Source organism: Bradyrhizobium iriomotense (assembly GCF_030160715.1).
Taxonomy (GTDB): domain Bacteria; phylum Pseudomonadota; class Alphaproteobacteria; order Rhizobiales; family Xanthobacteraceae; genus Bradyrhizobium; species Bradyrhizobium iriomotense.
The window spans coordinates 1-13,340 of record NZ_BSOW01000036.1 but is presented as its reverse complement, the minus strand read 5'-3'; the positions used below and the strand labels follow the sequence as shown (position 1 = coordinate 13,340).

General features: G+C 63.4%; 11 protein-coding genes. All 11 read left to right on the top strand.

The window, feature by feature from the left end:
- The first annotated feature begins 344 nt into the window (after window positions 1-344).
- The 11 genes from QQL28_RS36825 to QQL28_RS36775 all read left to right on the top strand — a co-directional run bounded on the left by QQL28_RS36825 (window position 345) and on the right by QQL28_RS36775 (window position 12,750).
- On the top strand, window positions 345-1,532 hold the full coding sequence (locus QQL28_RS36825; protein WP_284273604.1) for an ABC transporter substrate-binding protein: 1,188 nt from the start codon (window positions 345-347) through the stop codon (window positions 1,530-1,532).
- Between the two features lie 15 nt (window positions 1,533-1,547).
- Window positions 1,548-2,420 carry a branched-chain amino acid ABC transporter permease gene (locus QQL28_RS36820; RefSeq protein ID WP_284273603.1) on the top strand — a complete coding sequence of 291 codons (873 nt, stop codon included), beginning with the start codon at window positions 1,548-1,550 and terminating at the stop codon, window positions 2,418-2,420.
- 19 nt (window positions 2,421-2,439) lie between these two features.
- A complete protein-coding gene (locus QQL28_RS36815) occupies window positions 2,440-3,450 on the top strand; it encodes a branched-chain amino acid ABC transporter permease (RefSeq protein ID WP_284273601.1) in 1,011 nt (336 codons plus the stop codon).
- The gene (locus QQL28_RS36810; RefSeq protein WP_284273599.1) at window positions 3,447-4,217 is read left to right on the top strand and encodes an ABC transporter ATP-binding protein; all 771 of its coding nucleotides are present in this window, start codon (window positions 3,447-3,449) and stop codon (window positions 4,215-4,217) included. Before QQL28_RS36815 ends, QQL28_RS36810 begins: the two co-directional genes overlap by 4 nt.
- Entirely contained in the window at window positions 4,210-4,950 is a 741-nt protein-coding gene (locus QQL28_RS36805) for a branched-chain amino acid ABC transporter ATP-binding protein (RefSeq protein WP_284273597.1), read from the top strand. Before QQL28_RS36810 ends, QQL28_RS36805 begins: the two co-directional genes overlap by 8 nt.
- Window positions 4,951-5,003: 53 nt before the next feature.
- Entirely contained in the window at window positions 5,004-6,212 is a 1,209-nt protein-coding gene (locus tag QQL28_RS36800; RefSeq protein WP_284273595.1) for an aspartate transaminase, read from the top strand.
- Between the two features lie 154 nt (window positions 6,213-6,366).
- Window positions 6,367-7,305, top strand: coding sequence for a nitrogen assimilation transcriptional regulator NAC (nac, locus tag QQL28_RS36795; RefSeq protein ID WP_284273593.1), 939 nt, complete (start codon window positions 6,367-6,369; stop codon window positions 7,303-7,305).
- 156 nt (window positions 7,306-7,461) lie between these two features.
- The gene (locus tag QQL28_RS36790; RefSeq protein ID WP_284273591.1) at window positions 7,462-9,528 is read left to right on the top strand and encodes a hydantoinase/oxoprolinase family protein; all 2,067 of its coding nucleotides are present in this window, start codon (window positions 7,462-7,464) and stop codon (window positions 9,526-9,528) included.
- Between the two features lie 13 nt (window positions 9,529-9,541).
- Complete coding sequence (locus tag QQL28_RS36785) at window positions 9,542-11,224, top strand: hydantoinase B/oxoprolinase family protein (RefSeq protein WP_284273589.1); 1,683 nt, start codon at window positions 9,542-9,544, stop codon at window positions 11,222-11,224.
- Window positions 11,225-11,231: 7 nt separating this feature from the next.
- Complete coding sequence (locus QQL28_RS36780; protein ID WP_284273587.1) at window positions 11,232-12,035, top strand: SDR family NAD(P)-dependent oxidoreductase; 804 nt, start codon at window positions 11,232-11,234, stop codon at window positions 12,033-12,035.
- Window positions 12,036-12,048: 13 nt separating this feature from the next.
- Complete coding sequence (locus QQL28_RS36775; RefSeq protein WP_284273585.1) at window positions 12,049-12,750, top strand: HpcH/HpaI aldolase family protein; 702 nt, start codon at window positions 12,049-12,051, stop codon at window positions 12,748-12,750.
- Window positions 12,751-13,340: the final 590 nt, after the last annotated feature.

The window sequence follows — 13,340 nt, the reverse complement described above, 5'->3', positions numbered from 1 at the left end:
ACTGTTCGACAGTTTAGGTCGAGGCGCGGGGTAGCAGATGCGCCGTCCGCGCCGGTTCGCGCGCGGGGGCCGAAGGAGGCCGTTCGGAACTGAGCGCAGGGCGAACGTGATTCAAGCGGGCATTTGTTGCCAGTCGCTCTCGCGCGCGCAGCGCTAGCTGCATCGAGCGCGACAGGGGCGCCATAAGAATTCGCTATGGCGGCAGACCGCAGTCGTGCTTCCCCTGTCATCGAACGTAAATCTATTTTTTACCGTCGGCCGCAGCAAAAAGTTCCAAGGGCAAGACCACTGAAGTGGCAGAGTTTGCGGGCCGCATCATTTTGTAGCAGCAATGGAGCGGGCAAATGACGATCGAGTTGAGCCGACGGGGATTTTGCATCGGGACCGCCCTGATTGGACTTCAGACCGTTTCCTCCAGCGCCTTTGCGGCTCGAAGCGAAGATGGGACCGTCAGGCTGGGTCTCGTCGCTCCGATGAGCGGACCGAATGCCCGGTATGGCTCCTTCTCGATGCGCGGTGCGCAGATGGCGGCCAAGGAAATCAACAGCGTTGGGGGCGTCGGCGGACGCAAGATCAATATCCTGCCCGGTGACAGCCAGGGCACCCCAGTCGAGGGCGTTTCCGCAACCCGGCGCTTGATCGACCAGGATCACGTCGACTTCATCATCGGCGATGTCTCGAGTTCCGTGACGCTTGCGATGCAGCCGGTGGCCGAGGACGCCGGCGTGCTCCTCCTCAATGCCGCCTCGTCGAATCCGAAGATCACCTACAAGGCGGGCGTCGGCGGGTTCAAATGGACCTATCGCAACTATCCGACTGACGAGAACCGCGCTCTCATCGTGCTGCAATACGCCGCTGAAAAGAAGGGCTTTACCAAATACGCCGTGCTCTCGGTCGACACCGACTACGGGCGGGCGGCCATCGAGTTCACCAAGAAGTACCTGCCGCGCTTCAAGAGCCAGATCCTGACGGAAGACTATTACAAGGAAGGCGAGGTGGATTTCCGTAGCGTGCTGTCCAAGATCCGCGATTCCGGCGCCCAGGCCATCATCATGTACGGCAACGCCGATTCCACGCCCATCGTCGGGCGTCAGATGATGGAGGTCGGGATTGCCGGCAAGATCCCGCTGATCGGGAATGCCGAGTTCAACACGGCAAGCACCATCAAGGCCGCGCCCAAGGCGCTCGAAGGCGCGATCGAGGCGGCGGCCTGGCTTCCGGCCTACGAGTCCGAGAAGAGTAAGGCGTTCGTCGAAAAATTCACCGCCGAGTATCGTGAAGCGCCCAACAACCACGCCTATGTGCACTGGGAGACGGTGCATTTGCTGGCCAGGGCGATCGAGGAGGCCCAGAGCATCGATCGCGAGAAGGTGCGGTCCGCGCTCTCCAACATTCACTATACGAGCGCGGTCGGCGAAGTGACCTTCGACGACCACAATCAGGCGCGCTTGCCGATGATCCTTCTCGAGATCGAGAACGGCAAGCCTGCTATCAAGGGAGCCTATTCGGCCGAGATCGACTATCCCAAATAGGGCAGCGGTAATCACATGTTCTTCACGGTCATCGAGCAGGTCGTTAACGGCATCGTTTCCGGATCGGTCTATGCGATCGTAGCCGTCGGCATGACGATGATCTTCGGCGTACTGCGCGCCATCAATTTCGCCCACGGCGAATACTACATGCTCGGCACTTTCGGGGCCTGGTTCGCGATCGAGTATTTCGATCTGCCCTATCCGGTCGCGGTGGTGATCGGTGTGGTGACAACGGCGCTGATCGCGGTCATCGTCGGCAATTTCGTGATGCAGCGGATCGTGGGCGCGCCGGCCGAGGCCGGCGTGCTCGCGACCCTTGGCGCCGCGCTGATCCTGCAGAACACGATCATCCTGGTGTTCGGCGGCAGCTACAAGTTCTTTTCCGGCGGCTACATCGAGCCGGTAACGCTGTTCGGCTTCACGCTGGCCGAGCAGCGCATCCTGATCATCATCGTCGGCATGATCGTGTTCGTCGGCCTCGAGCTGATGGTCACCTACAGCCGGATGGGCAAGGCGATGCGCGCGGTCTCGCAGAACATCGAGTGCTGCGCGGTGGTCGGTATCGACGTCCGTCATATCGCGCTCTGGACCTTCATCCTCGGCGCCGGTCTTGCGGCGCTCTCGGGCGTGCTGACGGCGCCGGTGAATGTCAGTGTCTATGGCGGCATGGGCGAGCTCATCACTTTCAAGACGTTGCCCATCATCATCATGGGCGGACTCGGCAATGTCCGCGGCACGTTCGTCGCGGCGATGATCCTCGGCATCGCGGAGAGCCTGGTGGCCACCTATATCGGCCTGCAGTTCCGCGACACCGTTGGCTTTGCGACGTTGATGCTGGTGTTGATGTGGCGCCCGCACGGGCTGTTCTCCGCGCAGGCGCGCTTCTGATCGCGATGGGATTTGGCATTTGACCGAGATCGTCAGAGAAGTGACCGTGACACCAGCCGAACGCACGGTCGCAGCGGGGCGGGATCTTCGTGGTCCCTTCGGCGTCGCACTCATTGCGCTCGCCTGCATCGCGCCGCTGTTCCTCGGCAATTATCCGCTGCACGCCATCATCATTGCGCTAATCTTCCTGCTGCCGGCGCATGGGCTCAACCTGCTGCTCGGCTATACCGGGCTATTGTCGCTGGCGCAGGCAGCGTTCTTCGGCATCGGTGCCTATACCTCGGCGCTACTGGCGGTGCATTTCGGCACGCCGTTCTACGTCAACTTCCTCGCCGCCGGCGTTGTGACCGGCATCATCGCGCTGCCGCTCGGAATCCCCGCGCTGAGATTGCGGGCCACGTCGTTCGTGATGTGCACGCTCGGCTTCGTCATCATCGGGCAGGCGATCGCCAAGAACTGGATCAGCCTGACGCGTGGCGACATGGGGCTCGCGGGGGTGCCAAAGCCTCACTTCGCGCTGGGGCCGGCCTCATTCACGGTCTCCGGAACCGTTGGCTTCTATTATCTGGTGCTCGTCATCGCTGCGCTCGCGACCCTCGTCGTCTATCTGATCGTGCGCTCGCCGGCGGGCCGCAACATGATCGCCATTCGCGAGAACGAGACGCTGGCTGAATCCGTGGGCATTCCGACCTGGCACTACAAGCTGGTCGTCTTCATGATCAGCGCGGCCTTTGCGGGTTTCGGCGGCAGCCTCTATGCGCACTATCTGACCGTGGTCAGCCCGCTGACCTTCCAGATGTACTATTCGACGACGATGCTGATCATCGTGCTCGGCGGTGGCGCAGGGACCATCTCGGGCGTGATCTTCGGCAGCCTGCTGTTCGTCGGCCTCACCGAAGCGCTGCGCGTCGCGCCTGAATTGCGCATGATCGCCTACGGTTTCTTCCTGCTCGGGCTGGTGTTCTGGTTCCCGAACGGGTTCGCACCGCTGATCGGCCGCTTCTCGTCTTTCCTGGAGAAGCGCAAATGAACGGATTGCCGATCCTCGATATCTCCGGCCTCTGCAAATCCTACGGCGCCGTGCGCGCCGTCGACGGTGTCGACCTCCATGTCGATCGCGGCGAGATCTGCGGGCTGATCGGTCCGAACGGCTCCGGCAAGTCCACCTTCTTCGACTGCGTAACCGGGCTCGCCCGGCCGAGCGCGGGCGCCGTGAAGCTCGACGGCCAGGACATCACCGGGTGGTCGCTGAACGACATCGCGCGGGAGGGGCGCATGCTGCGCTCGTTCCAGAAGACCGTGGTGTTCTCTGCGCTCGACATCGAGGAGAACCTTGTCATCGCCGGGCAGATGTTCACCTTTCCCGGGATCCTGTCGACCTTCGGGATCGGGGCCGCTGCCCGCAATCGCGTCGCAGCGCTCAGGGACCGGGCGCGCGAGCTGATCAAGATCGCGGGCCTCTGGGACGTGCGCTTCCAGCCGGCCGGCAAGCTCTCCGGCGGCCAGCAGAAGCTGATCCAGTTCGCCTCGATGCTGATGCCCGAGCCAAAACTCATTTTGCTCGATGAGCCCATGGCCGGCATCAATCCGAAACTGATCGAGCGTGTGGTCGAGAGCATCCGCCTCGCCAACACCTCCTTCGGTGTCAGCTTCCTGATCATCGAGCACAATATCGACGTGGTCACGAGCCTGTGCCAGCGCGTGGTCGTGCTCGACCAGGGGCGCAAGCTCGCGGAAGGAATGCCCGGCGAGATTGTCCAGAACCAGGCTGTGCGGGAGGCCTATCTCGGTGGCTGAACCCTCTCTCTCGATCAAGGGCCTGCGCGCGGGCTACGGCTCGCTCGACATCCTCAACGGCGTCGATCTCGACGTGCCGCAGGGGCAGTTCGTCGCGCTGATGGGCCCGAACGGCGCCGGCAAGTCGACGCTGCTGAAGACGCTCTACGGCATGACCACGATCAAGGGCGGTAACATCAACTGGCAGGGCAAGGACATCACGGCTCTGAAGTCGCGCGCGATCCTAGCCGAAGGCATCTCCTGGGTGCCGCAGGGCCGCTGCAACTTTCCGGTCATGACGGTCGACGAGAATTTGCAGATGGCCGCCTATACGCTGCGCGACGGCCAGGTGAAGGCCGAGCGCGACTATGTCTACGATCTTTTTCCGATCCTGAAGACGCGTCGCAACACTCTTGCGGGCAACATGTCCGGCGGCGAGCAGCAGCTGCTCGAGGTCGCGATGGCGGTGTTGCAGCGGCCAAAGATCCTGCTGGTCGATGAACCGTCGGTCGGCCTGTCGCCGACCGCGATCGGAATCGTCTTCGACGAGCTGCTGCGCATCAATGCTGCCGGCCAGACCATTCTGCTGGTGGAGCAGAATACCAAGAAGGCGATGGCGGTTGCGCAGCGCGCCGTCATCCTGCGGCTCGGCAAGGTGATCTGGGACGGCCGTCCCGCCGACATCACCCATGACGAGCTCGGCGAGCTCTTCCTCACCGGCCGCATGCGCGGTGAGACCGAGGTCGAACACTGACACCGCGCTCGCTGGGCGGGCGCTGACACATTCGCAACCAAAGGACGACCACAGTGACGATCTTCGTGCCGGCCGCGCGCGTCTCGCGCATCAAGATATCTCCGACCACGGCAGCCTCCGCGCGCGTGCGCGAGCTGAAGGCGGCCGGTCGCGACATAGTCGACATGGCGATCGGCGAGCCCGATTTCGACACGCCGGATCACGTCAAGGTGGCGGCGCATGAGGCGATCGATCGCGGCGAGACCAAATATACCGCCGTCAACGGCACCGTCGCCCTGCGCAAGGCCGTTATCGCCGACTACAAGCGGCGCCTTGGCCTTGACTATGCCGACAACGAGATCTGCGTCGGCGGCGGCGCCAAGCAGATCCTGTTTCTCGCGCTGATGGCGAGCGTGGAGGAGGGGGCGGAAGTTATCATTCCTGCGCCCTATTGGGTCTCCTATCCAGATATGGTCATCGCCAATGACGGCAAGCCGGTCATCGTCCGCTGCTCGGAGAACCAGGGTTTCAAGCTCACAGCGGATGCGCTGGAAGCTGCGATCACGCCGCGAACGCGCTGGCTGATCCTGAATGCGCCCTCGAACCCGACCGGTGCGGCCTATTCCCGCGCGGATCTCAAGGCGATCGGCGACGTGCTGTTGCGCCATCCCCACGTGCTCGTGCTGTCCGACGACATCTATGACCAGATCTGGTACCGCGACGAGCCTGCAACGACGCTTGCCGCCGCGGCGCCCGCGCTCAAGGACCGCATCCTGCTCACCAATGGTGTGTCCAAGACCTATGCCATGACCGGATGGCGGATCGGTTATGCCGCGGGTCCCGCGCCGCTGGTTGCCGCCATCAACAAGCTGCAATCGCAGATCTCGTCCTGCCCGTCGTCGATCAGCCAGGCCGCCGCCGCCCATGCGCTGGCCAGCGACCAGTCGTTCGTTCGCGACAGCGTCAAGCTTTACAAGGAGCGCCGCGACTATGCCTGCGCGCGGTTGAACGCGATCCCCGGCCTGTCCTGCCTGGTGCCCGACGGGGCCTTCTATCTTTATCCCGGCTGCGCCGGCGTGATCGGCAAGACCACCCCTGATGGCAAGGTCATCGAGAACGATCTCGATTTCGTGCTCTATCTGCTCGATGATTTCGGTGTCGCCGCGGTGCAAGGCGCGGCCTACGGGCTCTCCCCGTATTTCCGCCTCTCGATTGCGACCTCGATGGAGGCGATCAAGCAGGCCTGTGACCGCATCGAGAAGGCTTGCAGGGCGCTCCGCTGAGGGCGGAGCCGGCGTTGCCTGCCAAATCGGCGCGAAGGCGAAGAAACCGATTGAAATCAAGGGGCTAGATAAAGGATAGTGCCGGTCCAGACCGCGTTTTCATGAATGAACCGAATGGGCGCCCCCGTTGGTTCAGGACCAGCGTCCGACACAGATGAGCGTCGATTTCAGGAAGCTCAAGAGCTTCGTCAAGGTCGTCGATGCCGGCAGCGTCTCGCGCGCCGCCGGCCTGCTGCGCACCGCGCAGCCGGCGCTGTCCCAGCAGATCGCGGCGCTCGAGAGCCACTTCAAGCACAAGCTGCTGCTGCGCAGCAATCACGGCATCGTCCCGACTGAGGCCGGTCTCATCCTCTACCGTCATGCGCAATTGCTGCTGAAGCAGATTGAGCAGGCGCAGATCGACATCGATCAGTCGACCAAGGCGCTGGCCGGGCGGGTGTCGATCGGGCTCGCGACCTATTCGGCGTCGAGCACGTTGTCGCTGCCGATCTTGAAGGAGATGTCGGCGCTGCATCCGCAGATCGTCGTCCATATCAATGACAGCTTCGGCCATGTGCTGAGCGAGCTGATCATGACCGGCAAGATGGACATGGCCATGATCTACGGCTCCGGTCCGATCAAGGGCGTCAAGCTCCAGCCGCTGTTCCGCGAGGAGCTGTATCTGGTCTCCCGTGCGGAGCCTTCGGCGAAGAAGCCGACGGACGAGCCGCTGCCGCTGTCGGCGCTGGCCGACGTCAAGCTGTTGCTGCCGAGCCAAGGGCATTTCCTGCGCCGCCTGATCGATGAATCGCTGGCGCGGGCACGGGTGACGCCGAACGTCGCCTCCGAGATCGAATCCGTCTCCGCGCTCGGCGCCGCCGTAACGGAAGGGCTCGGCTCGACCATCCTGCCGGCCTCGGTCGCGGCGACCGCGTCGAGCTTTGGCGGTGTCGAGGTGCGGCGCCTGGTGCGGCCGGCCATCGAGGCGACCGTCTCGCTGTGCGTCTCCGATCACCTACCGCTGTCGGAGCCTGCACTCGCCACGCGCTCGGTGCTTCTGACCGTGGTCGAGAAGCTGATGCGTAGCCATCCGCAGGGCATTAAAGCGATCTAGCTAACACTGCTGGACGTTAAAGCCCGGCTTGCGCGGCAACTGCGTCGCGCCGATTTCGTCAGGCCATAAACAAAACCTATGGCGGCAGACGGGAGTTGTGGTGGTCGGCCCCAACCGCATTTCCTACGCTCGAAGACAATCGCTTCGAGGACAAAGATGGCCAAGCTCGCATTCGATACCGGGGGAACTTTTACCGATTTCGCGCTGCTCGACGACAAGGGCGAGCTGCATCTTCACAAGGTGCTGAGCACGCCGGCCAACCCGGCCGAGGCCGTGGTTCGCGGTGTCTCCGAGCTGCTCGGGCAATTCGGTGATGTCGTCGATCTCGATGCGCTCCAGGTGCTGGGCGCCACCACGGTCGTCACCAATGCCGTGCTGGAGCGCAAGGGCATCAAGACCGGCTTCATCTCGACCGCCGGCTTCCAAGACATGCTGCGCATCCGTAACGAAGGGCGCTACGATCTCTACGATCTGGACCTCAAATATCCGGACCCGCTGGTGACGCGCGCCAACAGCTTCGGCGCCGTCGAGCGCATCGCCGCCGATGGCGAGGTGATCACGGCGCTGGAGGAGGGCACGGTCCGCGAGATCGCCGGCCGGTTGCGCGAGGAGGGCATCAAATCCGTCGCCGTCTGCCTGCTGCACGCCTACAAATATCCCGATCATGAGCAGCGCATCGCGGCGCTGCTGCGCGAGGAGGACCCTGACATCTTCGTGTCGCTGTCTTCCGAGGTGTGCCCGGAGGTGCGCGAGTTCGACCGCGCGTCGACCACCGTCGTCAACGCCTATACCCGGCCGCAGATGTCGGGCCACGTCGCCCATCTCGAGCGCGAATTCGCCGCCAGGGGCATCGATCGCCAGGTGCTCTGGATGACCTCGTCGGGCGGCCTCGTGCCGAGCAGCCGCGCCGCCGAGCTGCCGGTGCGCCTGATTGAATCGGGACCGGCCGCAGGCGCCGTCGCCGCCGCCGAGTTCGGCCGCATCGCCGGCGAGGGCAGCGTGCTGTCCTTCGACATGGGCGGCACCACCGCAAAACTATGCCTGATCCCGAACGGCGAGCCGACCGTCGGCACCGATCTCGAGGTCGCGCACTACCATCGCTTCCGCAAGGGCTCGGGCTTTCCGCTAAAAATCCAGTCGATCCGCATGCTCGAGATCGGCGCCGGTGGCGGCTCGATTGCAGCGAAGAACCCGCTCGGCCTGCTCGACGTCGGGCCGCGCTCGGCGGGCGCGATGCCGGGGCCGGCCGCGTATCAGCGCGGCGGCACCGAGCCGACCGTGACCGATGCGGATATCCTGCTCGGCTACATGGGCACGGAATCCTTCGTCGGCGGCTCGTTCAAGGTGTCGAAGGATGCCGCGCTCGCGGCGATGACGAAGCTTGCATCCTCGCTCGACGTCAGTGTTCCCCGCTGTGCCTGGGGAATCCACGATCTCGTCAATGAATCCATGAGCAAGGCGGCAGCGGTGCACGCGACCGACCTTGGCGTCGATCCGCGCAGCTTGCCGATGGTCGCTTTCGGCGGCGCGGGCCCGGTGCATGCCTATGGCATCGCGCGCAAGCTCGGCATCAAGCGCATCATCTGCCCGACCGGCGCCGGCGTCACCTCGGCGATCGGCCTCTTGATCGCGCCGGTGGCGGTCGATCTCTCCGCGAGTTTCCCCATGCAGGTCGACAATTGGGATTTCGCTGCGATGGATCGCCTGCTCGGCGATCTCGCGGCCGAGGGCGCCGAGGTCGTCCGCGCCGCCGGCGTTGCGTTGGAGACGATCACCAACACCTACACCGTTGACATGCGCCACGTCGGCCAGGGCCACGAGATCACAGTCGCCCTGCCGGATCGCAAGCTCCCGCCGAAGCAGTTCCACGAAGAGCTGCTCGCCAACTTCTACAAGCTGTATCGCGAGCTGTTCGGCCGAATCGTTGCAGGCTCGTCCGTCGAGGTGATCACCTGGCGTCTGCGCTCCAGCGGGCAAAAGGGTCAGGTCACCCGCCCGCACACGCGGCACGCCGCCGAGGCGAGGAAAGGTGCGCGCGCGGTCTATTTCAGCGAGCGTAATGGCTTCGTCGAAACGCCGGTCTATGATCACTACAAATTGCCGGTCGGCGAGGAGATCAAGGGACCGGCGATTGTCGAGCAGCGGGAGTCCACCGCGGTCGTTGGACCGAGTGGCACGGCTCACGTCGACATCAACGGCAATCTCGTGATCAACATCGCCTGAGTACGAGGTATCCATGTCCGTGAACGCTGCCGACTTCAACGATCCCATCAATCTCCAGGTGATGTGGAATCGCCTGATCTTCATCGCCGACCAGGCCGACATCGTGCTCGGCCGCACCGCGTTCTCGCCGATCGTGCGCGAGAACCACGATTATGTGACCGTGCTGCTCGACAGCCGCGGCCGCGCGCTCGCGCAGTGCACGTGGTCGATCCCGGTGTTCATCACCTCGCTGCCGGTCGCCGCGCAGAAATACTTCCTGCCGAAGTTTCCGGTCGAGACCCTGGAGGAAGGCGACGTGCTCGCCACCAATGATCCCGAGATCGGCACCGGGCATCTGCCCGACGTCACGATGATCACGCCGATCTTCAAGAACGGGAAGGTCGTCGCTTACGCCGGCTCGATCGCGCATCTGCCCGACATCGGCGGCGCGCCCCTGCATTCCGAAGCCAGTGACATCTTCGAGGAGGGCATCCGCTTCCCAATCGTGAAGCTGCACAAGGCCGGCGTTCCCAACCAGGACGTGCTGGATGTCATCGCCGCCTCCGTTCGCCTCCCGACCGAGGTCATGGGCGATCTTGAATCCATGGTCGCGGCCAACAACGTCATGGGTCGCGAACTCCTGAAGTTTCTCGACGAGTACGATTTCGACAGCATCGACGGGCTCGCCGATGCGATCCATACGCGCTCCGAAGCGCAGACCCGGCGGGCGATCCGGCAATGGCCGAACGGCATCTATAGCGCCGAGGTGCTGCTCGACGGCTACGACACCGACGTGATGCTGAAGGCCTCCGTCATCGTCCGCGACGATTCCATCCACGTCGACTATGCCGGCACTTCCGACCAGGTGCTTCACTCGATCAACTGCCGGACCAATTATCGCTACGCCCATTCGGTCTATGCGCTGAAATGCCTGCTCGATCCGGACACGCCGAACAACGAGGGCTGCATCACCCCGATCACCGACGAGGCGCCGCTGGGCTCCATCCTCAATCCGCAGCAATGGACAGCCGGCAACTCGCGCAACCTGATCGGGCACGTCATTCCGTCGCTGATCTTCAAGGCGTTGCAGGGCGTGGTGCCGGGCAAAGTGATGGGTGACAGCGGCGGTGCGCCGATCTGGGCCGCCAATTGCGTCGGCCGGCGCGACGACGGCACGCAATACGGCTCGGTGCAGAATTTTCACGGCGGGCTGGGCGCCCGCGCCGAGTTCGATGGCCTCGACACGCTGAGCTTCCCATCCAATTGCAGGGTCACGGCCATCGAGATGTTCGAGCTCGCCGTGCCGGCGCTGGTCGAATGCAAGGAGCTCATCCCGGATTCCGGGGGCGCGGGCAAGAGCCGGGGCGGTCTCGGCCAGCACGTCGTGCTGCGCAACCTCGGCCGCAATCCGATGAACATCTACCTTGCTTCCGAGCGAGTGCGTCATCCCTGCTTCGGTGTGGTCGGCGGTCAGTCCGGCAGCGCGGGCAAGGTGTACAAGAACGGCGAACCGCAATTTCCTAAGGGCAAGGTGGTCTTGAAGACCGGGGATCGCCTGGAAGTCGAGACGCCCGGTGGCGGCGGCTGGGGCAAGACGTCCGAACGCTCGGCGGCATCCATCGAACTCGATCTTGCGGAGGGGTTGATTACACCGCAGGCTGCGCGGCAGTTCTACGGATATCGACGCTCAAGCCTGGCGGCGACCGCTGCCGAATAGGGGAATCATGGGGCTGCTCGACGGAAAGATTGCGCTCGTCACGGGGGCCGGCACGGGGATCGGGCGAGAGACCGCGATCCTGCTGGCCCAGGAGGGAGCGACCGTTGTCCTGACCGGGCGACGCATCGCGCCGCTCGAGGCCGTCGTGTCCGTCATCGAGAAGGCAGGCGGCAAGGCCGTGGCTCGCGCGCTCGACGTAGCCTCGCGCGAGGCGATCATCGAGACGGTTGCCTGGGTCAAGGGCAACGTCGGATCGATCGACATCCTCGTCAACAACGCCGGCAGCGCCAGCAAGGTGCTGAACGCGCGCTTCATCAGCGAAGCGGAGTGGAACGCCACGGTCAACGTCAATCTCACGGCCGTCTTCAACCTGACCCAGGCCGTGCTCGAGGACATGATCGCCAGGAAGGAAGGCACGATCATCACGGTGTCCTCGCTCGCGGTCGTCAACCCGAACCTGCTCGGCGGCGCCGCCTACGGCGCAGCCAAGGCCGGGGTGAAGAACTTCATGACCTTCTTGCACAACACGTTCCGCAATCAGGGCATCCGCGCGACGACGATCCTGCCGGGCGAGACGGACACGCCGATCATGGACAACCGCGCCCGCCCGCCGTTGGACAGCGAACGCGCCGTGATGCTCAATCCGCACGACGTCGCACGCGCGGTGCTGCTCTGCGCGAGCCTGCAGAAGGGCGCCATGATTCCCGAGCTGCACATCTGCCCGACCTACATGCGCGATACGTCCGCGGACATCGAGACGGCCCGCTGGGTCGGCGCGCCTGCGGGTCTTGTCGACAAGCCTAAGAGTTAGAGAAGAGGATCCCATGAACGGAGCCAAGTTGCGCGAGCGCCTTGCCGGGGGCGAGGCGGTCACCATGCTCACGCCGCATCACGCCTCATCGGGACTGGCGGTCAGGCTGGTCGAGCTCGGTGCGGACGCCATCTTCGTCGATTGCGAGCATGGCACCTGGAGCTTCGAGGACGTGCGCGTGACCGCGCAGGCCATCCGCGGTGCCGGTGGCGCCGCGATCGTTCGCCCGCATTCCCATGAACGGCCGGTCCTGATCCGCTATCTCAACGCCGGCGCGGACGGCCTGATGGTGCCGATGGTCGATACCGCCGAGCAGGCGCGTGCCATCGTCGATGCGGTGCGCTATGCGTGTCCGGCCGACCACGAGAAGCGACTTGTCATTGCGATGATCGAGACGCCCAAGGCGATCGACGATATCGACGCACTGCTCGCGGTCGAAGGCATTGACGTCTTCTTCATCGGGCCCGGCGACCTCTCGCAGAACATGGGCTATCCGCCGGCACCGCCGTTTGGACAGCCGCGGCCGCAGGCCGTGATGGAGCGGGTCGAACTTGCGGTCAAGAAGATCCGCGCCGCGGGCAAGATCGCTGGGACGCTCGTGACATCTGACGAACTACCGTTCTGGCTCGAACGGGGCGTCAAATATTTCTATATCCATTCAGACCCGTTCCTGCGGATCGGTTTGGCCGGCATCAAAAAAATGCTTGGGCGGTGATTTCAGCAGAGATCCATAAGCTCAACATCGGCATGCGACTTATACTCACTTTGCAGATTGAGTATAAACCTGTGGCAATTTCCCCGACCGATACTCGCGATAGTCTCTGATACTCGCTGCGCGCGTGGCCTGTGCACTCTGGCTCGCGTGTGCGTGACGTGTGCACTGATAATCCGAAAACGCGATTTCCGGCTCCAATTATACACATATGGTCCTAGAAGAGCCAAACAGCGGAAGCATGCTCAAACCTGATTTCTCAATCGGCCCAATTACATAAAGGACAGATCGGGGCCGAAATATCTCAGTGAAATGAATGACTTAGATCGAGAATTTTCCACGGCCCCGATGATGGATTGGAGCGAGAGTTTAGGTCTTTCAATTGGTTAGAGCGGGTCGTGTGCACCGGTGGCAACCAGTGTGAGCAGGTCTCCTAAAGTGGATAGGCAGCACCGCTAGGCGGGCACGTACGGCAAAGCTTCAGGGCGGAGCGGGTACTAAAGCGGGATGGGGTTAAGTTGAATCGATTTGGGATTCCCAAATCAGCCCGTTTCTGATTCACCATGCTGGCTGGAAGGAGGCCAGCATGGATG